This is a genomic window from Pseudomonas sp. GL_117, from assembly GCF_057835125.1.
Map to the genome: position 1 here is coordinate 4878065 of NZ_CM174418.1, position 22289 is coordinate 4900353.

Genomic DNA, 22289 nt, shown 5'->3' on the forward strand with positions numbered 1-22289 from the left:
CCATGGCTTTGATGTTCCCCCGCCTGGCCCGCAACTTCGCGCGCAACGGCTATTACCCCACCGACGAAATCACCTTGGAGCGCACGCTACAGGCACTGGCCCCCTCCCCAACCGGCAAAATGCGCATCTTTGATCCGTGTGCCGGCGAAGGGGTTGCCCTGGCCGAAGCCGCGCACGCAATCGGGCGAGACCGCGTAGAAACCTACGCCGTCGAATACGATCAAGAACGTGCCGAGCACTGCAAAACACTGCTGGACCGCGTGCTGCACAGTGACCTGATGGACACCATGATCAGCCGTCAGGCGTTCGGCCTGCTCTGGCTCAACCCACCTTACGGCGACCTGGTCTCCGACCACTCTGGCGCCTCGCAGTACCAGGGCACTGGCCGTCGGCGGTTGGAGAAGATGTTCTATCAGCGAAGCCTTCCCCTGCTGCAATACGGTGGAGTGTTGGTGTTCATCGTTCCGCACTACGTGCTGGACGACGAACTGTGCGGTTGGCTGTGTAACCACTTCACCGAGCTGCAGATTTACAGCGCGGCCGATCCAACCTTCAAACAGGTGGTGATTTTCGGTATTCGCACTCGACGCCGAGAACTGGCTCAACCGCGAGAAATCACCCACATACGCAAACGACTGCGAGCCATCGGCACCGGCGAGCAAACGGCAGAAGCGCTACCGGCCAGTTGGCAGGAGGAGCCTTACAGGGTCCTACCTGCAACAACTGACCTCGATCACTTCTACCGCCTGACGCTAGAGCCCGAACAACTCAGCCAGGAGGTCAAACGGCTGCGCGGCATGTGGCCAGACTTCACCCTGCACTTCGGTCAACTCGGCGCCCAACCTCGGCCCCCAGTGCGAGAGCTATCACGCTGGCACCTGGCGTTAGCGTTGGCTGCCGGCGCGATCTCTGGGGTGGTCACATCGAAAACCGGTCGAGTGCTGGTACTCAAGGGCGACACCTACAAAGATAAAGTCCGCAAGACCGAGTTCACCGAAGACCAGGACGGCAACGTCTCCGAGGTAAGGATCCTGACCGATCGTTTCGTGCCCATCATTCGGGCGTGGGACATGACGCCAGGCTCCATCAACCAGGGACGTGTCATCACCATCAGCTCATCAGCGGCCCCATCGCCTGAGCCTGACAAACCAGACACCGCCGTGATCTTTGACCCAGGCCGCGTAGTGCTCACCCGAGCCGTGCATCACCTCGTGGAACACGGACAACTCGACCCAACCCCATACCTGCGGCGACACATCTCAGGCGACTGGGGGGAACTGCCCAAAGAAGACTGGCAACAAAACCAAGATGCCCTGACGTCAGGGGATCGTCTGTTCTCCAGCTACAACATCAGCGCCGGCGACGAAACGCGGCTCTGGATCATCACCGAAGCCGACCGAAGCGTGACAACCCTGTTGTTGCCATCGGACTACTAACAAAGCCGTACCTCAACCAACCCGCAGGGTATTCACCATACCCACGGGGTGTCGTGCATGCCCTGTTTCATTCCTGATGGAGAAACAACCATGAACGACCTCTCACAAGCCCCGACAGCGCCCCTGGTCATCGGCCTGACCGAGTTCATCAACGAATTCGGCGACGAACTGCTCGACTCACTGAACAGCTCCAACCCACCGGTTTACACCGGCCACATCAACGAAACCCACCAACGGGTGATGAGCACGCTCAAACGCCAGCCGTTTCCCGCCCAGGCGGAAGTGGTACAAGCCGTTGCCGCACTCTTGCTCGACCGCAACGAACAGGCAGCCATAATCAATGCCGAGATGGGTACCGGTAAAACCATGATGGCCATCGCAGTAGCGGCCGTTATGCACAACGCCGGATACCGCCGCACCTTGGTCGTTTCGCCCCCGCACCTGGTCTACAAATGGCGCCGAGAGATTCTCGAAACCATCCCGGACGCACGCGTCTGGGTACTCAACGGCCCAGACACCCTGGTCAAACTCCTCAAACTGCGCGACCAACTGGGCGAGCCTCACGACGGTCGACAAGAGTTCTTCATCCTCGGGCGCGTGCGCATGCGGATGGGGTTCCACTGGCGCCCCGTGTGTTGGCCACGTCGATCTGGTGGTGGGCATCGTTGGGCAAGTTGTCCCGACTGCGGTCGCCTACTGGAGGATCCGGAAGGCAACAGGATCGCACTCGAAGCATTTCACCGAGAGGAACGCCGCCGAAGCTGCCCTCAATGCCACGGCCCACTCTGGACGCTGATGCGCCCAGGCAAAACCGAAAACGGCACCCGCCGAGCGACCATCCTCAAATCGATGTGCCGGATCCCGACCATCGGCCCAGTCCGCGCTGACAAACTGCTGAACGACTTCGGGGAAGACTTTCTCGCCTCGATGCTGGTCGACAACGTCAGCGAATTCATCAACCTGATGGACTCCAAGGGCAACTTCGTCTTCAACGACCGCCAAGCCAAACGGATGGAACGCGCGATGGCCAACATCGAGTTCGGCTTTGGCGAAGGCGGCTACCAACCCACCGAGTTCATCAAACGATACTTGCCGGACGGATTCTTCGACCTGCTCGTAGTGGATGAAGGGCACGAGTACAAAAACAGCGGTTCGGCCCAGGGCCAGGCCATGGGTGTATTGGCAGCGAAAGCACGCAAGTGCGTACTGCTGACTGGCACCCTCATGGGCGGTTACGCCGACGACCTGTTCTACCTCCTGTTCCGCATCCTCACCCGTCGCATGATCGAGGACGGTTATCGACCCAACGCACGCGGCAGCATGGCTCCGGCGGCGATGTCCTTCATGCGCGATCACGGCGTGTTGAAGGACATCTACACCGAACGGGACAACGAATCGCACAAAACGGCCAAGGGGAAAAAGCTCTCGGTACGAACGGTAAAAGCCCCAGGCTTTGGCCCGAAAGGTATTCACCGATTTGTGTTGCCGTTTACCGTGTTTCTCAAACTCAAAGACATTGGCGGCAATGTGTTGCCGACGTATCAGGAGGAGTTCATCGACGTTGCCATGTCTGCGGAACAGGCTGCGGCCTATCAGCAGCTGGCCGGCAAACTGACCCAAGAACTACGTCAGGCTTTGGCACGACGGGATACGACCCTCTTAGGGGTTGTGCTCAACGTGTTGCTGGCCTGGCCGGATTGCTGCTTTCGACCGGAGATCGTTAAACATCCGCGTAGCAAGGACACGTTGGCCTTTGTGCCATCAATCTTTGGCGATGAACAACGGATGCCGAAGGAGCAGGCGCTGATTGACCTATGCCTCGCGGAGAAAGCCAAAGGCCGTAAGGTACTGGCTTACACCGTGTACAGCGGCACTCGCGATACCACATCTCGACTGAAACGGTTGCTGGAACGGGCCGGGTTGAAGGTTGCGGTGTTGAGGGCGTCGGTGGATACCGCCAGGCGGGAGGATTGGATTCTCGACCAGGTGGATCGTGGGGTGGATGTGCTGGTCACCAACCCGGAACTGGTTAAGACGGGGTTGGATCTGCTGGACTTTCCGACGATTGTGTTTTTGCAGACGGGGTACAACGTGTACACCCTGCAACAGGCGGCGAGACGGTCGTGGCGAATCGGACAGAATTATCCTGTGAGAGTGGTATTTTTCGGCTATGCCGGCAGCTCGGAAATTACTTGCTTGCAACTGATGGCCAAGAAGATCGCTGTGACTCAGAGTACGTCGGGAGATGTTCCGGAGTCAGGACTTGATTCGCTTAATCAAGGAGGGGACTCGGTGGAGGTGACTCTTGCTAGACAACTGATTTATGCATAACTTTATGGCCACTCTCAAGTGGCCATTTTTATCGTGTAGCTGACCACTTTGAAGAACTGGAGAAGGGGAAAAGAGGCGTATGAATTTTCGACATTTTTCGGGATCCTACGCCCGTTAGACGAATTGGATCACTGTGCGTATGCTTTCTCTATGTGCTTTCAGCTCAAAAATATTATCATATAAAATTAAAACCACAGGGATTGGATATGGCTATTGAAGGTTACGACCGGAGAGAATTTGGAAAAAAGCTTAATGAAGTCGTCTCCCCTTCCAGACCAATACTTTCAGTTGAACATTTGATCGGCAGAGAAAAAGAGCTTGATCGAATTGACAAAGCATTAATGGCACACGGACGCAACGTATTCATTTTTGGTGAGCGAGGCGTGGGTAAATCCTCACTTGCGGCTACAGCCGCTAACCAATGGCAAAGCTCAGACAACGGATACATTGATGTTTCCTGCGCACCTGACTCAACAGTCAAAACTATAGTTGCCAATATCGCATCCCAAGCAATAAAACGAGCCTGGACATCAAACATAAAGCTAATTCAAGAAGCATCGATAAAATTCAAGTGGCTTTCTTACTCTCTGAAAAGTGAAAGCACCCCTATTGACTTCTCCACAAAAATAACTAGTCTCGGCGATGCAGTTGAAGTACTAAAAGAGGTAGCTCTACTCCATTCTGACACGCCTGTAGTGGTAGTAGATGAAGTTGACCGTATGTCCAGTGATGCAGAAATAGACATGCTCGCAGACCTTCTAAAACAAATGGGTGACAAGCAGGTTCCACTTAAATTTATCTTCACAGGAGTTGGTAGTACTTTAAATGAAATCTTAGGTTCGCATAGGTCCGCTATTCGGCAGCTGGAAACAATTGAACTACCAAAGCTGAGCTGGGATGCTCGCTGGGACATTGCGATAGCTGCACTAAATGAATTCAACATTGAGATCAGTAGGGACATTTGTGTTCGCATAGCTGCTGTGAGCGATGGATATCCATACTACGTACACCTTATCGTTGAAAAGCTGCTATGGATTCTATTTGAAAAAGAAGAAAAAGTTATAGCAGTAAATTGGGAGGACTATTTCTCAGCACTAGACGTGGCTATCCAGAGTATATCTGCCGAGTTAGCTAGACCATATGAGCTAGCAATAAACCAACGCACCCAAGATTACGAAGAGGTATTATGGTCTACTTCTGCGGACGAATGGCAAGGCGCTTATATGTCATCTATGCACTCCCGATATCAAAGCATAATGAAACAGATAGAAAACAAACAACCCTTAAAATATGACATATACACCGCCCGAGTTCGAAACTTGCTGAAGCCTGAATATGGTCAGATTCTAGTAAAGGGAACAAAACAAGGATACTACCATTTCAGGGAAAAAATGTTGCGTGGCTATATCAGAATGCAAGCCGAAGCAAATAGAATCGAAATAATAAGTGAAGAGTCAAGTGCAAACATAAAATACTACATCAGGGTCCCTGCAAAAAACGTGGGATACTTCAAATCAGAGACCCCAAAAGGCATTCGCTAATTTTATATCAGGCACCTACATAAAACACCAGTAGTAAGCAGTAATGAGATTCGCCCCAAAGAGGGCGAGTCTCGTTATAGATACGGCATCCTTTAGATTAATTCGGGCGTGAAGCCCCCTATTATCCAGAGTTTGTATCTAACTAGGAGTTTCCTGCCAAACAACATATAGCGTGTTAACATTTTCCCGTCCATGTTCGTATGCACAAAAATTCGATGTTACTGTCCGCTGTACTTTAAGAGTCACTACGTGTTCATTGGGGAACTCATGGACAACTGGATCAAAACCATGATCGAACTTAGCATTTATATAACGATCCTTAAGATCCTCTTCTATTGAAGATTGGTTAGACAAAAGATGCATTCCTTTGTGATCAGGAAACAATACAGCTGCCAACCCGTTGTCACGAGCTATCTCAATAGCCACTCTGAGAAACTCGTCTACGATAGAGGATACGGTATGCGTACTTAGCATATCGTCCATTGGATTGATCGCTCGAATAATCAAACATTTTTTTGTTCGATGAATCTCAGAAATCGACTCAATATAAATCAACGCCATTCCAGCAAGCTGTCGCTGTGCAGCATCGAATACTACCAAATGTGAGTGCCGCCCCTCATCCCACATTTCGGTGTTACCTCGCGTGCACAGATGAGCCGCGTCCTTAGCAAAATAAGCAGCTGGGTGCTTAGTCACGACTGCTAATATAGAAGTATTAAAATTATTAGATTTTTTCTTAGAGAATTTTAATAGTTCTCTTGCAATCCAGCGCTGACAAACAGCCAATACGTTTTCCCGGATTTGACAAATTGCACTTTCAAGTTGTTTCTGAGGAACTGTCGTCACATCAAGCTGATCTTTACCGACTAAGCAGGCACTGATAGAAATTGCGTCCTCAGGACAAAAACCTTCACAAAACGCATTTGCATGCTCATCCAATGCATCGGGCAATGTACTTGAGAATAGCTTCCCCAATTGTTCAATTCGCTCAAATGTTTGCGGTCCCTCATCAGCAATCTCTGCGACTGCCTCCAGGTCACGCGATACCCACTGCGTAATTAATGTGTCTCGCCCACCTACAACTAACAAAACACCAAGATGTGCCGCTAATGACCAAGGATCTCGCGCGGAATCACGAAGTCTTTCTGGCTGTAAGCTCTTGAATGTATCATCAAAGTCTTTCGTGACTTCCACCTTTAATTTATCTGTAAGCAATTTAGCAAATATTGCAGCCTGCTTGATAGCTAGCAGGCTGTTCCGTTCAAGAGGCGTGTGAACTTTGTGAATCGCACTCTCCCACTTCATAGGATAGTCTCTACGCGGTTTAAGACCGCTCAAATCTTCCTCACGACCTATTACTTTTGACCAGGTATTTTTTATTGTGTCTACCGACGTCCGATAAAGCATAGCAATGGCGTCCGTCTCTAGTTCTGTGAGCTTACTCGACACGGGACCTCGACCTGCAAGAAGCTGGTCTATCAGTGGGCTTAGCGCCTCAAGTTGCTCCTGTAACAGCTGAGGTGGCCCCCATGCTGCGCGAACAATACTACGAAGAAGTACTCCTTTAGTACGGTCAAGGATTGTAGGTAACATAGGGAGTAAGGAAGCACGTTCCGTGACTAGCATTTTTGCATATGCCTGATGATATTCCGCTTGGGTAATTTCATCTGAGTTGAAAGGAAAGCGACCAATTTTTTCAGAAACCCGCTCTCTCAACACCTCATATATACAGGTTTGATTGCCAATGAGCACACTAAAGTTATTCCGTTCATAGGCATCACCAAGCAAGAGTAAATAGTCATCGTCCTCACTCCCCCATGGTCGCAACCCTTGAATCCCCTTCGCTTTTTTGTAGTACCACTTACACAGTAGTTTTACGCTACTTAATCTTTTTCGCTCTACTAAAAATTGCAAAATCACACGCCCCATACTGGCCAGTGGTAGCGCCTGCTGAAGGTGCTTGAATTTAGACATATCAATTGCGTCCAGCAAATACTGGTAAGCGCTAAGATTTCCGCCCTGCCGGGCTTGACTCAACCAACTGACGATTACTGTAACGTCCACGCCAACCCGACGATCACCAAGAATCGTAAGCCAACGTTCAAGATCGTTAGCCGTTACATCACGATAGCAAGCCTGGAAAGCAATTATATCTTCAACTGCCCTAAACCCGTGCCTGATCAGCACAGATAGATATTCAGACAACCTCTCACCATCCAACAAATAAACAGTACAACGTGAAACCTGCTCAATGGTCAACGAATAAGGTGCTGCGGTTAAAATATCAAGCTCAGCAATAGGCACCCTATGTTCTTCATACTTACTTAGTTCGATTATTAAACCTTGACAACTTTCTAGGCCCTGAATTGACGCCCCCAAGTACTTCAAGTGCAAAACCAAACTGACAGATGGCGTCCTACCCGAGCTCAGCAGGGACTTAAATCGGCGAATATCAACTGGAGAGTGCGCCCCTATAACATTCAAAATATATGACCATTTTTCTGTACTGGCTCGCCACAATTGATCCTCCATCATCTCTAACACAGTAGTTGTATCAACAACCCCGGCTGTATTTAATGCAGCAACATTACAGGCCAGACGACCCGAATTAAACAGAGATAGCGGATAACGAAATACCCCAGCAATCCTTTCGCGCGAAATCTTATTGTTGCGCATAACCTGCAATAGGCGGCGAGCCTCCTGCAGGTGCGCTCTCTGATCCACTAACCTATAGTGATAGGAGTCACGACTATAGCGAAGCCAATTAAACTCTTCCTCACTCTGAACAATGCGTTCGCTTACCAAGAGTTTCGCAAACTCCCCATCAAGTGGCCAACAGCCATAATTTGCGTAGCGCGCAATATCTGAAAGTTTTCGCAAACCAACACCATAGGAGGCGACTAACCAGCCATAATCCAACCGTCTTAGATCGATTAGAGCTTCCCTATTGGGTATATCCAAGTGACGAAATGCAAAGTCAATGCTTGGAGTAAAGTACTCAAGTTCCCTCGGCAACAAACGAGAAAATATAGTGTTGTGCAGATACTCCCTACCCTCGTAAGTTTTAACCTGCACAAAAATTTCTCGTATTTTCCCGCAGAGGACTCGCGTAGGCATGAAAAGATGAAGGACATACCGATAGAAGGGCTGAGGAACAGCCATGAGTTGGACCGATATAGGGATACTCAGCGTACGGCGTATCAGGGGCTCCAAATTAGGCTCGGTGGCAAGTAGCCTTGATGCGTTGTCACGCACCCAGCCGCGTATCGCTTGCATTTGCTCACGAAGCGTCCGAAACGCTAGGCCAGCATTATTTTCATAATAAGACAGGCTTGTTGCGCTCGAACCTTCTTGCTTAAATTCTAGAAGGACTCGCTCTCTAAATGCTCTATATGCACTTTCTTCAGCAACACGCAATGCTTTCAATTTGTTTCCTCAATGCGGATTGATAGCCGATATCCATATTCGCCAAAAATACTATGTATCTTTTATCAAGGCTCGAATACGCCATTACTTGACTAAATTCAATTCTGTTTTTTAGTATAAAATCCAACAACAACCAATAAATATACGAATAACATTCTAGCCGTATCATAGCTATTGAAGAGCACCAGTTCAGAAGGAAGAAAATCAACAGCCCTACGTGATAGAGCGTTACTTTCGGCAGATTCTCCTTAAAAGGCCCATCGTTACACATACAGCCGAGTCTCACCTTCGAAATGCGCTATTTCATATAGAGCGGTTGATACGACACTATCTCACTGACGCAGAACATATCATCAGCAGGATGCTTTAACCTCAATAAAGGACAAGGATTACGTCGAAAACTCAATCAACCTTCAGAGTAACAACCACTGTAACGCCACCTCAACCCAACCGTGAGGAGGTGCCACTCATCAACTGCTGTAGATCAACCGATGATAGGCCACTATGCCATACGCTGCTTGGTCTTTGCGTACGAAGAGGTGGAAAAGCGTTAAGCTACGACCTGATAGTTCTCGAGTAACAAGGCATCATATCAAAACGTCGACGCGCTGTAGCGGTAAGGTGGAGATCACATCACACAAGTCGGGGTCAGAACATCATTGTTTAAGTGTGATCTGATCCCGATTTTTCGGCCTTGTCATATGAAACTCATCGCAGATAGCATATCTCACAAACAGAAAATTATCTTCTTGAAGTGCACTAGCCTCATCCTTAGCACTCCAACTACCTGCTAATTATTTTCTGAATACCTTTTGAAGGCAAAGCATTATGACTCAAAGCCCTTGCAACGAAGTACCTCTTGACACCTTCATCTATCCCTCCAAGATCGAGCGCTCCGTCACCCAGCAGATTTATTATTTTAAATAAATACTCTTTCTCTTTATTATCCTTTCCCGTCAATCTTTGCAGGATTGAACTATGCCGGAATAATACGAGCAAGTTATCCAAACTTTTATGAGTTTCAAAAAATATCCACAAAGCTTCATGACATCTTTGAAACATTCCACTTTGACGCTGACCGCATGAAAACCGATATGCCTCCAGAAGAAACATTGGTTCATCGTCCTTCAAGTCTCTCCCGTGCTTCATTGCCAAATAACAATAATCAGAAACGCCCCTCAAAGCATTATAATCATCACCATCTTTCTTTGCCTGCTTCCAAATTTTTTCATATAAATCCATTTGCACATGAGGATCTTCACATTGTTCAACAAGATCAAACTCCATGTTGTTCGCAGATGTGAAGCACTTATCTTTTCGAGCCTTTGCGGCTAGCCTCTTGAGCTTTCCAAACTTTCTCTCATCTTTGGAAACCATAACCAAAATGCTTTCCGCATGATATCGAGAAGCACCTCTTATTTTACTATCTTTAACTATCTGCGCATATCTTTCAGCACTCGTAAAATCTTTTAGGGACTGATAAGAATAAGCACAACTTACATTCATCGCAGCAACAGCTTCTGCATCATTCTTACGAGTTAACAATTCATCAAAAATACTAATCGACTCTTTATAACGCCCTAGCATGCGAAGACCAACAGCATATTTTCTTTTAATGTTCTTTACAAAACTATCATCTTCATAACCAACTAACTTTGGAACTACAACCTTGCACAACCTAACTAAATATAGATATTTATGATTTAAATCTAACTTGTCCACATAATAATGTAACAACCGCACCCTTTCCAGTATCTCTTTACCCGAACCTTCATCTACGTCTGTGACATCAGCTATAAATCGATTAAGGATCAAGCTTGCATTTTGCTCTGCAATAGAGCTCAAGTTATGATCCCTCAGCCTTAAAGATGCACTGAGCTTGTACTTACCCAGCTTATATTCTTTGCCAAAATACACTGCTACAGCTTGTTCATACAAACCAGGAATTTTTTCTTCATCGATTGTTCTTAACAAGTAAGCTTGCACGGTCCTTTTGACCGCAACAAAGCTTTTGAACTCACCGCGCTTACGGCCAATTTCTGACACCTCTACAACTTCAGCTAGACCTAAATCAATCAGCTCAGAGAGCATCGCAACTCTAAAAGGCTTTTCCCTATAGAAATACTTTATTGATTCTAGTGACTCCCCAAAGGAGAAAACAGACAAAGCAAGTAATAACTTATAAAGACGCCCCCCCTCAAGTTCATCAGACTTAAGCTGTTCAATTAAGTGCTTAGCATCAAGTGATATTTCAGCCTGATCTTCAATAGACTGATCAGAACTTCCATTCGCCATATCGGAAAAGTTTGAGTACTCTAAACTAGCTAAGACTCTATCTACACGACCTGGTAGTCCCTGAGTATAATCATACAGATCGCCAGAGAGCACGTCTTCATCTGAAGCATTCTTGCCATCAGGATGTAGATCCACATAGACTTTACACTCAGCCTGATCTAGCTGCCTTAATATAACTGGCTTAACACCACCACTAACAAACTCGCGCCCACTTCGAACAATAACTTTGGTTTCCGCGCAAAAATCCCTGATACTTTCCGCAAGAGTTTTTACGCCAGCAATAACATCTGCATCGTTAATTCCTACTTTCCCAAGCCGTACGTCATCCAATATCACATAGCAGCCGCCGACAGAATCGAGCTGTTCGAGAAGCTTATTTATATCACCATCAACGGTTATACTTCGTAACGCCCCTAGATCATCAACACCTTCAAAAGCACTCATATCCAATCGAAACACTTTACTACCCGCCAGGGAACTTAAACTTTTTATAACTGCTAAAAAGTCATCCCCTCCCATATCCCATTCAGCAACAATCCAGGTTATCGACTCAGCCCCTAAGTCATCTAGAGCCTGATTTAACTCCACTCGACGGCAATCCATATGAGGTTTGAAATGCGGCAAATGATAGGTAATTCTAGACAAATACCCTTCAAGCATAAGTGCATTCCCACCTGCACCTAATACGTCTGGCAACTTATCTAGCGTTTCTACTTTTTTAGTATTTTCTCAACTGGCCTCCTTGCTTTCCAGTTTAGCGTGTAGCTTATTTCATCTCCCTTCAATAAAGCTCCATCTCGACCTAGATCCCAACCATGCTGTTTCTGTTCGATAATTCGGGGCCATATAGTCCATGTTGATAAATTAGCATCCACTTTCACAAAGAAAAATCCGTGTTTTCTTTGGGTCTGCCCTCTTACCTTCTCTAAACCAAAGAGAGAAGCTACTTGAAAAGCACGCCTTTCCCCACTTGCACCCACACTAACTTCTGGTAAGTTGTCATGCATATGACCAAACAAATGCGCATCGAACAAATCAGCAACGAAAATCTCACTGTTAAAATCGCTTCGAGCTTCCGGATTAAACCAACTAACGGGATGATGTGTAACTAGCAAATTTAGATGATTACCATCGGTCCACGCTGGTAAATCCCCGTTCGCCACAGAATTTGCCTGTTCAACGTATATATCCAACTTCCCCTTTAGATCGCCATCTGCTAGGTGCGTCCAAGCTGAGTTTAGACCAATAACACCTACCTTTAGACCATTTACATCCAGGACGCCAGATACGTCACCAGGTATCACCCCCTTAACATCAAGCAAAAGAGGGAGTTCCCGACCAATATCATCTACAAATTTTTTATAGCTTTCAAATGCTACATCCAGTTCTTTTCGGTACACCCCGTGCTGATTATTGAAAATATCATTCTTTACAGCCGGAGCACATCTTAATAGTTGCGCCACGTTCCTCAATGGAGCAGCGTCGCTTGGTCGCACTAAATCATGGTTACCTGGAACTATAAAGAGTTTTGGCGTTTGGTTTAGCTGAGAAAAATAGGCCCACAGATCAACTAGCTCTTTCTTAACTTCGTTGTATTCCTCGACATCTCCCTTGAATGCAATATCACCAGAAAATATTACAAGATCTATGGCACCAACAGTTTCACAATGCGACTTTATATTTTCATAAAGTCGCCTGCGAATTTGTGGCCAATACTCTTTGGCGTTTTTTTGGCCTGAGTGATAGTCGCTGATATGCAGCCAATGCAATGTATTCTGTTGTTCCATAACTTCCCGACCATGAATTGATGCCATAACGATACTACTACGTTAAGTAGGTAATACGCACCAATCTCATGGTGTCTTTCCGCATACGGGGTAAACAAGACAGGGATTACCCCTCTTGACGACCACAGTTACTCACTCATCATGCCCGGCACGTGCGTAGCGCGTAGCTGGTTCCCCCTTCCGTCGAAATCCCCTACAGAAAAATTGACCGCAAGCCTCCTACAAAGTTAACTGTATATTCGTACAGCACCTGTAGAAGATCGCATCATGAGCTTTTCCATTCTAGGTCCCATCGCCGAAGGCGGCGTGATATTGCCTTTCTGCTCCTTCCAGGTCCCTGCTGGCTTCCCCTCGCCCGCAGCCGACCACATTGAGCGGCATATCTCACTGGACGAGGTTCTGAACATCCGCGCCCCCCACGTCTACCTGATCACCATCACTGGCGACAGCATGCAAGGCGTCGGCATCTTTGAAGGTGACATTGGGATCGTTGACCGCTCTATCGAACCGGTTCACGGGCATCTGGTCGTCGCTGCGCTGAACAATGAGCCCATTTGCAAGCGCCTGTGCAAGCGCGGCAGCGAAGTCATTCTGCTGTCAGAAAACCCGAAATACCCTGCACGGTACATCCTTGAAGGCGATGAATTGTCGATCTGGGGCGTCATCACCAGCACAGTGCGCAGCCATGTCTAAGCAGGCCCCTGTTTTCGCGCTGATCGACTGCAACAGCTTTTACGCTAGCTGCGAACGCGTGTTCCGGCCGGACTTGGCGAAGGTGCCGATCGTGGTGCTGAGCAACAACGACGGCTGCGTCATCGCCCGCAGTTACGACGCCAAGCCCTTCATCAAAATGGGCGAGCCGTATTTCCAGATCAAGCACAAGCTCAAGCAGCACAGCATCATTGCGTTTTCGTCGAACTACGCGCTGTACGGCGACATGAGCGAGCGCGTCATGACGCTGATTGAGGCCATGGTGCCCGCAGTCGAGGTGTATAGCATCGACGAGGCGTTTGCCGATCTCACGGGAATGGCAGACCTTGATGCTCTGGGCCGTCGGATTCGGAATCAGGTGCTGCGCTGCACGGGAATCCCAGTTGGCGTAGGCATAGCTCACACCAAAACACTGGCAAAGCTGGCCAACCACACTGCGAAGCGCCTTCAGGGGCAAACTGGTGGAGTGGTCGACATCTGCTCCCCTGCCAAACGCGACTGGGTACTGCGAAACACCGATGTGGCCGAGGTCTGGGGTGTTGGTCGACGGATGAAGCTGCACCTGGATGGGATGGGTATCAAATCCGCGATGGACCTGGCCAAGGCGGATCCTTCGATGCTGCGCAGCAAGTTCAGCGTAGTGATTGAAAAAACCGCGCGGGAGTTGTCCGGCACTCCATGCCTGGAGCTAGATGAACCTGACCCGCCAAAACAAGAAATCTGCTGCAGCCGGATGTTCGGCAAGCGCCTGACCGAACTGGCGCCGATCAAGGAGGCTGTGGCCACCTACATGATGCGTGCTTCCGAAAAGCTGAGGGCACAGAAATCCCTGTGCAAAAAGGTCCGCGTGTCTATTCGTACGGGGATGTTCAACCCCGAAGAGGCGAAGTACGCCAATGGGGTGGTGGTGGATCTGCCATATCCAACGGACGACGTGCGCCTGCTCACGCGGGCCGCTGTTGAAGCCGTCGGGCAGGTCTTTCGCGCGGGGTTCAACTACAGCAAAGCCGAAGTCATGCTGCTCAATTTATGTCAGCCGGGCGAATATACGGATGATCTGTTCGCGGTCTCGCAGCCAGTCGAGGCGACCAAGGTGATGACTGTTCTTGATCAGATCAATGAACGATGGGGAAAGGGCACACTGCGGTCGGCGAGCGTGCCGGATAATCCTGACTGGGCGATGCGGCGTGAGCTCATGAGTCAAAGCTACACCACACGATTGGATCAACTGTGGGCGGTGAGATGTAATTAGGCGCGATGTGCCTACAAAGCTTATAAGTCGCCCGTCGATTTCTAGAGCTTCACCAAACTTAAAAGTAGGGCTCCTGATACTGTACTGATCCCCCCGGGCAGCACTGTTACATCGGCGCCGATATAATTATTATAGTACTAACATTTCTACGAGCAGTGAACGGGAGAAAAAAGTTTTCTCTTAACGGCCGCCTTACAAAGCTCAGCCCCCGTACCTAGAGCAATCATCTGCGAATCATTCATCTATCTTCATCCATCCCATTCGCAGATTGCCGTACCGGAAGGCGCTCCGCTATCATCGATGGCTATGTGCTACGGATAGTCGTGGTGTTCAATATGAGGGGCGACAATGGAAGATGTCTGGGTGTCTACGGGTGGAGCGTTTTGGCGTTCGGCCCCATTATTACCAAGCTTGGAGTTTTTGCAGAATTTTGGTTGGTTCTCATTCTTAATGACATTGGCAGCTACCTTGGCCGGCGCTTACGCGGGAGCTTGGGCAGCTCAACGTAACAACGAAAAAACCAAGAACATTGACTTTTTAAAAAAAGAAATTCAAGTTTCAAATCGCGGAATCATGCTTGCACTGTCAGCTAGTAACGTGGCCATGGCAATAAAGAAACAGTATGTCAAGGATCTAAAAGAGCAATATGACAGTGAGTTAAATCGCCTTGATGAGCATCGAAAGAAGCGTTCTTCACCCTCAGAACCATTTCATGCAATTCTTATGCTTCACCAACTCCAAACAATGAATATCCCCATCGAAGCATTACAAAATGTCGTAATGGATCAAAGCTCGGATAAGGCACTCAGAGCAGTAACTGCTTTGAGTGAGTCAATTGAATTACTAAACAATGCAATCACGCGACGAAATGAACTGATTGAAAGCTTTAAAGCTGGCGATATTCCAAGCGGCTATTCTGTGGAAGCCATGTACTTTGGCCTTTCCGTTAACGGAAATACAAACAAAGAGTATGGTTCATCCGTAAATGGAATTTTTTTGTACAGCAATGACGCAATTTTTTACTCTTTAAAACTATGTGAATATCTAAGCGAGCACGCGCTCCACGTAGCTTCAAAATATAAAAAAATTTCTGGTACCAAAGCAAGCGTATGCAAGGTCGACATCAGCGCGGCAATTGCCGAAGGGCTACTCCCAGATGATCCAGCCCACAAAAAGTGGGAGGAAGGATACGTAGAAAACCCGAACGAAGCTAAAGTTAGCCGGAAATGGTATTCAGCCACCACTCTCTTTGAATCACTACGCAATGCAGTACCTGGTTTGAGCGGACGAGGAGAGAAATAGACTCTATTCCACAACCGACTGAGCCTGAACATCGTCGTGTGCTGACAGCACTGCGATGAGCTTAGTAGGAAGCATCACTCGCCTCTTTAAACTCTTGCACCGCCTTTCTAACACACCTTATAGTCCGCCCGTCGCCCATACGGCGACCGGGTTTGGCGACCCGTTGTGGAATGCAGAAGCGTTTGCTTGATTGCAGGCGTTTTCGCATGCGCGTAGATGTCGTTATGGCAGCTGTGCGTGGGAGACCTTCGGGTCTGCCGGCTTCCACACCGGTTCGCCAACCTGCGTACAGTTGCCACCCAGTCGTTTGGCGACGGCAGGCTGGTAAATCTCTCTCTTGTGGAGCTTTACTCATGAACGACTACATCGCACTCACCAGCGAAACTGACGGATCTCCCGCCTTATTCGTCAAGACCTCAGCCCCCTTGAACACCCTGCTCGACGCTGCCAACTATCGCATCCGTGCGGTCACGCAGGTTCTCGAAAACCTTGCGATGCGCAGCGAAATCAATACCGACTCCGTGGTCCTCAGCGACTTCGCGCAGCTGGTGTGCATTCCGCTGCGCGATGGGTGCGACTTACTGAATGTGATCGCTCAACGCCTGGATCTGGAACAGCCGAATTCCGCTGCGCGTGAATAACCTATTTCCTGCTGCGCGCCATAACCCCGTTTGAGAGGGTGTCCTCGTTTCCGCGCGAGGACGCCAATGAAATCATCACGCCCAACACGTACCACTGTGGCTCTCAGCCTCTGCTCCGCCATTTTGGCCGGACTGCTGCTGTATGAGCATCAGCAAATCGTCCTGCTCAGCGAGCGTCTGGCGACATCAGCGAACAACGAGTCGATCAACGAACTGCTGGTAAAAGTTCGGGAGCTAGATGATCGACTTGACCGGATCGACGACAAGAAGCTGGTCTCTGAGGAAGACTTTCGTGCTGGCCAGCAAGCCTTGTCAACCCGCATTGATGCAGCGCAGAGAGCTGCAGAGCAAGCCTCGGAAGTGGCGCAAGACATCTCCAGCACGGCCACGCCCTCTTCAGAATTCTTGCCCCTGAAAGCCGAAGTGGAGGCGCTCAGCGCACGCGTTCACGAACTGAACCGATCCCAAACCAAGCAACTCTCTACGCCTCAACCCAGATCAACGCTCAAGGGCGCCACCAACAAGGCCAGCTCTACCCCAGCCAAACACCAAGATCCGCCATTCACCGTCGTGGGTATCGAGTACCGAGGCGGTGAACGCTTTCTCTCTGTCGGCCCACTTGATAGCACTCGATTGAGCCAGCTCTACCTCATCCAACCGGGCGACACCGTGGCGGGCACCTCCTGGCGACTCAAGGCGTTGGAGAATAACTCTGCTCGCTTCGACGTGGCCGGTACACCTCAAGTCGTCACTGTAGAGCGATAAGCCTTTATGTTCGTCTCTCTCTCGTCACTGAAAAAAACCAGCCTGGCGCTCATCTTGGGCACAGCAACGCTCATAGCGACATGGAACGCCTTTGCGGCTGCCGAGCCAGAATCAGCTACCAACACAAAGCTCAGTGATACCCACATCACTCAGACTGAGTTGGCCCGCGAATGGGGCCTAACCTCCCAGGAATGGACGCGCTACCAAACGTTGATGAATGGCCCCCGAGGTATCTATTCACCTGGCCTGGATCCATTGACCGCCCTGGGCATCGAAGCCAGAACCGCCGACGAGCGCAGGCGCTATGCAGAATTGCAGGTAAAGGCCGAGCGCGAACGTGTTGATAAGGAGCTGGCCTACCAGCGCGCCTACGACCAAGCATTCGCCAACCTCTACCCCAGCGAAAAGATCATTCAAATCACGCCCAACCCACTGTCCCTCGCCTCACGTCCACCGCCCCAACTGAAGGCTGCAAGTCGACTGACGATCTTCGTGCAAGACAACTGCACGCCGTGCATCGCGCGAACCAAAGAACTCCAGGCCCAGAAGCTGCCCTTCGACCTCTATTTCGTCGGTAGCCAAGGCGAAGATCGAAAGATCCGCCGTTGGGCGCTAGCAGCCGGTATTGAGCCAGAACGTGTGCGTGACAAACAGATCACGCTGAATCACGACGAAGGTCGCTGGAAAAGCACAGGCCTGGGTGGCGAGCTACCGGCCGTGATGCGAGAGGTGAACGGACAGTGGCAACGTCAGTAAGCCGCACACTATTGTCAGCGAGCCTTTTGCTCAGCACAGCCTTTGCAAGTGCGGGGGAGGCTCCGCAACCGGCCTATCAGTTGATCGCTCTGCCTGCCGGTGTGCCTTCTGAGGTGTTGTATTCCATCGCCCTACAGGAAAGCGGTACATGGCTTCGTGGGCAATTGGTGCCTTGGCCCTGGACATTGAATATCGCCGGCAACGGTTATCGCTTCGCCAGCCGTAGCGATGCATGCGGTGCATTGCTGCAAGCGCTGCGGACTGCGGGATCCCATCGCGTCGACGTGGGCCTGGGGCAGACCAACCTTGGCGCCAACGGCCATCGCTACAACTCGCCGTGTGAAGGGTTGGATCCGCACAAAAATCTGTCAGTCACGGCGCAGATCCTGGCGGAGCACAAATCCAAAGGTGGCGACTGGATCACTGCCGCCGGCCGCTATCACCGTCCGGCCGGAGGCGAGCCCGCAGCCCGTTATCGCCGAGCATTTACCAAACATCTCAGCCGTGTCATCGGCGCATCCCCAATGGTGAATAACCCATGAACCCACTTTTTAATGCCGTGTTATTGCTGTGTTTATCCGCGCCTCTCGTAGCGAATGCCAGCAGACTGATTGTGGTTGAAGACCGTGGCGGGGTGTCCGCCCTCCCCTACTACGAGAGCTTGATGCCGGAGCCTACCGAGCAATCGCCATCGCTGGCTGACATTGGCGTACTTGGCCAGGGTGCGTTTCCAGTGACCTCCGAATATCTGAAACCGGGCGAAGTACAAGGTCGGGTGATCAACGCCCCGGGCCTACAGCCGCTGTTCATCATTGGTGATGACGACGCGTCCAGAACCTGGCTATCACGACGTCGAGAACAGCTGCAGCAACTGCAAGCCCTTGGCCTAGTGGTCAACGTGGCCAACGCCGAGCGCTTTGCTGAAGTGCAACGCTGGGCTGAGGGACTCCAGGTGGTGCCCGCGCCCTCAGATGACCTGGCGCACCGCCTTGGGATCAGGCACTACCCGTTGCTGATCACCGCCACCGCGATCCAGCAGTAGAGGCCTGCGTGGCGACCAAATACACCATAGAGGCGCTGCTGCGACCGGCCGTTGAGCTGTACACCGTGGTGGTATGCGCCACAGCTGCCCTGCTGTGTGTTTTTGCGCCTTGGGCATTTGCACTGACGCCGCTGTTCGGGGTGGTCGCCGCAACAGGTTTTCTATGCCTCGGTTTTATTCGGCTGAGGCAGGCGCTAGTGGTCCTGCGCTACCGCCGCAATATCCGGCGCCTGCCCCGCTACACCATGACCAGCAAGGATATTCCGGTCAGCAACGAGCGACTATTCATCGGCAAGGGTTTCCGCTGGACGCAGAAACACACGCAGCGCCTGCAGGACACCTACCTGCCCAAATACGCCGAGTACGTCGAACCGACCTCCGTGTATAAGCTCGCGCGGCGAATTGAAGAACGGCTGGAGTACGCCCCCTTCCCCATCAAGCTACTGACAAAAGCGACGTCGTGGGATGTAGCGCTCAACCCCGCCCGCCCACTTCCTCCAGTCGGCGGCCTGCCGCGTCTTCACGGGATCGAACCACACGAAAGCGACGTCAGCTTGCCGTTGGGTGAGCGGGTTGGCCATTCCCTGGTACTGGGTACTACACGTGTGGGCAAAACGCGGCTGGCCGAGCTGTTTATTACCCAGGACATTCGGCGTACACACAAACGCGCAAATTCAGACGCGGGCCTGGACCGCGAGGTGGTGATTGTCTTCGACCCCAAAGGTGATGCCGACTTACTGAAACGCATGTACATCGAGTGCAAACGCGCCGGACGCCTGGACGAGTTCTATGTTTTCCACCTGGGCTGGCCCGACCACTCTGCACGCTACAACGCCGTGGGACGCTTCGGCCGAATCTCGGAGGTGGCGACACGGATTGCTGGCCAACTCTCGGGGGAAGGCAACTCCGCCGCGTTCCGTGAGTTCGCCTGGCGTTTCGTCAACATTATCGCCCGCGCCCTGGTCGCCCTCGGCCGTCGACCGGATTACGAGCAGATCCTCAGGCATGTGATCAATATTGATGCGCTGTTCGAGGAGTACGCCAAAAGCTACTTCGCCGAGCACGACTCCAAAGCCTGGCAGACCATTGTTGAAATCGAAGGCAAGATCGATCGCAAAAACCTCAGCTTCGCCATGAAAGACCGCCCGCTGCGCGTGGTTGCGCTCGACATGTACCTCACGCAAAAACGTATCTCTGATCCAGTGATGGATGGCCTACGGTCGGCGGTTCGGTACGACAAGACCTACTTCGACAAGATCGTCGCCAGCCTCCTGCCGCTGCTGGAAAAACTGACCACCGGCCGGATCGCGGAACTTCTATCGCCGGACTACATGGACCTTGAGGACCCAAGACCAATTTTTGACTGGATGCAGGTCATCCGCAAACGCGCTGTGGTGTATGTCGGCCTCGATGCGCTTTCCGATACGGAAGTTGCTGCGGCTGTGGGTAACTCTATGTTCAGTGACCTGGTATCGGTAGCGGGACACATCTACAAGTTCGGCATTGATGATGGCTTGCCGGGTGCCGTCGGCGGCAAGGTGGCGATCAATGTACACGCCGACGAGTTCAATGAGCTGATGGGGGAAGAGTTCATCCCGATGATCAACAAGGGCGGCGGCGCCGGCATGCAGGTTACTGCTTACACCCAGACGATGAGTGACATCGAGGCAAAGATCGGAAGCCGCGCGAAGGCTGGCCAGGTCATTGGTAACTTCAACAACCTGTTCATGCTGCGGGTGCGTGAGACCGCCACTGCTGAGTTGTTGACCAATCAGCTGCCGAAGGTACAGGTGTTTACCAGCACACCGGCCAGTAGCGCCAATGATTCAATCAACGGCAAGGCGGCGTTCACCTCCAACACACAGGACCAGATTCAAAGCGTCAGCGTGCCGATGATTGAGCCCGCGCATGTGGTTGGGCTGCCGAAGGGGCAGTGCTTTGCTCTGATTGAAGGGGGAAATCTGTGGAAGATTCGTATGCCGTTGCCGGCGAATGATCCGGATGAGGTTATGCCCAAAGACCTGCAGGCAATCGCTGATGGAATGCGCAAAGGGTCAGATACTAGTGCTGATTGGTGGCAGGCGCTGGGGTACCAGGAGCTGAGCGAATCGCTCCCGGATGACCTAGTGGATGACTTCCGTCAGATGGCCAACGACGGGAAAACCGTATAGGTATGAAAGGACAAGGACATGGCCGATATCGCTGAGCAGGCTGAGCAGCAACAAGAAGGACAGAAAACCTTTTTGGGCGCGGTGTTTGCGGCTCCTTTTCAATTTTTTGGTGTGATGTTTGGGTCGCTGCTGGGGGCGATCATCGTTGAATGGTTCTGCATGTATTTCTTCTGGCCAGACATGGGGTGGAGGCATGCGCAGCAGATGTTTGAGTATGAGTTGGAGTGGTTGTCCCAGGACTTGCTGCGGAGTGTGGTGATCAAAGAGCCTGGGCGGACAGCAACGTGGCTCGCTGAGACTGTTTACTATTGGGTAGTGGAGAAAACAGGATTGCAAGATACCGTGAATGGCCTGACTCAGTACGCTCGCTCGACCTCGCAGCAACAGGACGGCAACTTAGATTTACGCTATGAAATCGGTCGTGGATTGATCAGCTTTCAAGACTACGGCTTGGCTGCACTGTACACTGTACTGACGTTTTGTGTTCGGATAGTCATTCTGACGCTGACCATTCCACTGTTTGTGCTCGCGGCGTTCACTGGTTTGGTCGATGGTCTGGTACAGCGTGACTTGCGGAAGTTCAGATCTGGCAGAGAATCGAGCTACCTATATCACAAAGCCCGGGGGACAATTATTCCGTTAATTATGGTGCCTTGGACGGTGTATCTGGCCTTGCCGATCAGCATTAGTCCACTTTTGATTCTGCTGCCTTGTGCGATGACAATAGGCGCCTCCGTGCACCTCACCGTTTCAACTTTTAAAAAATACCTTTAACTGCGGCCATTGCAGTAGCTATTAGAACACTCTACTTCCCTGTTCACAGGCGACTTTAC

Annotated in this window: 16 protein-coding genes; 13 read left to right on the forward strand and 3 right to left on the reverse strand. The window is 50.7% G+C overall.

Annotated elements, in window-relative coordinates:
* Positions 1 to 2 precede the first annotated feature (2 nt).
* From AC3ISR_RS22225 to AC3ISR_RS22235, 3 genes are all read left to right on the forward strand, one after another.
* Complete coding sequence (locus tag AC3ISR_RS22225) at positions 3 to 1436, forward strand: DUF6094 domain-containing protein (RefSeq protein WP_489324455.1); 1434 nt, start codon at positions 3 to 5, stop codon at positions 1434 to 1436.
* A 90-nt stretch (positions 1437 to 1526) separates the two neighbouring features.
* Positions 1527 to 3767: an SNF2-related protein gene (locus AC3ISR_RS22230; protein ID WP_489324456.1), complete on the forward strand. Its 2241-nt coding sequence runs from the start codon at positions 1527 to 1529 to the stop codon at positions 3765 to 3767.
* A 206-nt stretch (positions 3768 to 3973) separates the two neighbouring features.
* A complete protein-coding gene (locus AC3ISR_RS22235; RefSeq protein ID WP_489324457.1) occupies positions 3974 to 5308 on the forward strand; it encodes an ATP-binding protein in 1335 nt (444 codons plus the stop codon).
* Positions 5309 to 5446: 138 nt separating this feature from the next.
* Here the strand turns inward: AC3ISR_RS22235 and AC3ISR_RS22240 are convergent, their stop codons facing one another.
* The 3 genes from AC3ISR_RS22240 to AC3ISR_RS22250 all read right to left on the reverse strand — a co-directional run bounded on the left by AC3ISR_RS22240 (position 5447) and on the right by AC3ISR_RS22250 (position 12816).
* The gene (locus tag AC3ISR_RS22240; protein ID WP_489324458.1) at positions 5447 to 8734 is read right to left on the reverse strand and encodes a hypothetical protein; all 3288 of its coding nucleotides are present in this window, start codon (positions 8732 to 8734) and stop codon (positions 5447 to 5449) included.
* A 783-nt stretch (positions 8735 to 9517) separates the two neighbouring features.
* Positions 9518 to 11725 carry a hypothetical protein gene (locus AC3ISR_RS22245; protein ID WP_489324459.1) on the reverse strand — a complete coding sequence of 736 codons (2208 nt, stop codon included), beginning with the start codon at positions 11723 to 11725 and terminating at the stop codon, positions 9518 to 9520.
* A 14-nt stretch (positions 11726 to 11739) separates the two neighbouring features.
* Complete coding sequence (locus tag AC3ISR_RS22250; protein WP_489324460.1) at positions 11740 to 12816, reverse strand: metallophosphoesterase family protein; 1077 nt, start codon at positions 12814 to 12816, stop codon at positions 11740 to 11742.
* Positions 12817 to 13083: 267 nt separating this feature from the next.
* Here AC3ISR_RS22250 and AC3ISR_RS22255 point away from each other — a divergent pair, with 267 nt between their 5' ends.
* From AC3ISR_RS22255 to AC3ISR_RS22300, 10 genes are all read left to right on the forward strand, one after another.
* Positions 13084 to 13509, forward strand: a complete 426-nt coding sequence (locus tag AC3ISR_RS22255; RefSeq protein WP_489324461.1) for a LexA family protein — start codon at positions 13084 to 13086, stop codon at positions 13507 to 13509.
* Positions 13502 to 14779: a translesion error-prone DNA polymerase V subunit UmuC gene (gene umuC / locus AC3ISR_RS22260; RefSeq protein ID WP_489324462.1), complete on the forward strand. Its 1278-nt coding sequence runs from the start codon at positions 13502 to 13504 to the stop codon at positions 14777 to 14779. Before AC3ISR_RS22255 ends, umuC begins: the two co-directional genes overlap by 8 nt.
* Positions 14780 to 15127: 348 nt before the next feature.
* Positions 15128 to 16081 (forward strand): hypothetical protein, encoded by a 954-nt coding sequence (locus tag AC3ISR_RS22265; RefSeq protein WP_489324463.1) that lies wholly within the window; start codon positions 15128 to 15130, stop codon positions 16079 to 16081.
* A 353-nt stretch (positions 16082 to 16434) separates the two neighbouring features.
* Positions 16435 to 16722: a short-chain dehydrogenase gene (locus AC3ISR_RS22270; protein WP_489324464.1), complete on the forward strand. Its 288-nt coding sequence runs from the start codon at positions 16435 to 16437 to the stop codon at positions 16720 to 16722.
* A gap of 66 nt (positions 16723 to 16788) precedes the next feature.
* On the forward strand, positions 16789 to 17487 hold the full coding sequence (locus tag AC3ISR_RS22275; protein ID WP_489324465.1) for a methyl-accepting chemotaxis protein: 699 nt from the start codon (positions 16789 to 16791) through the stop codon (positions 17485 to 17487).
* 6 nt (positions 17488 to 17493) lie between these two features.
* A complete protein-coding gene (locus AC3ISR_RS22280) occupies positions 17494 to 18243 on the forward strand; it encodes a TIGR03759 family integrating conjugative element protein (protein ID WP_489324466.1) in 750 nt (249 codons plus the stop codon).
* Positions 18228 to 18785, forward strand: a complete 558-nt coding sequence (locus AC3ISR_RS22285; protein ID WP_489324467.1) for a lysozyme family protein — start codon at positions 18228 to 18230, stop codon at positions 18783 to 18785. The genes AC3ISR_RS22280 and AC3ISR_RS22285 overlap by 16 nt, the downstream gene beginning before the upstream one ends.
* Positions 18782 to 19285: an integrating conjugative element protein gene (locus AC3ISR_RS22290; protein WP_489324468.1), complete on the forward strand. Its 504-nt coding sequence runs from the start codon at positions 18782 to 18784 to the stop codon at positions 19283 to 19285. Before AC3ISR_RS22285 ends, AC3ISR_RS22290 begins: the two co-directional genes overlap by 4 nt.
* 8 nt (positions 19286 to 19293) lie before the next feature.
* Positions 19294 to 21456, forward strand: coding sequence for a type IV conjugative transfer system coupling protein TraD (gene traD / locus AC3ISR_RS22295; RefSeq protein ID WP_489324469.1), 2163 nt, complete (start codon positions 19294 to 19296; stop codon positions 21454 to 21456).
* A gap of 18 nt (positions 21457 to 21474) precedes the next feature.
* Positions 21475 to 22230 carry a TIGR03747 family integrating conjugative element membrane protein gene (locus tag AC3ISR_RS22300; RefSeq protein WP_489324470.1) on the forward strand — a complete coding sequence of 252 codons (756 nt, stop codon included), beginning with the start codon at positions 21475 to 21477 and terminating at the stop codon, positions 22228 to 22230.
* The last annotated feature ends 59 nt before the right edge of the window (positions 22231 to 22289 follow it).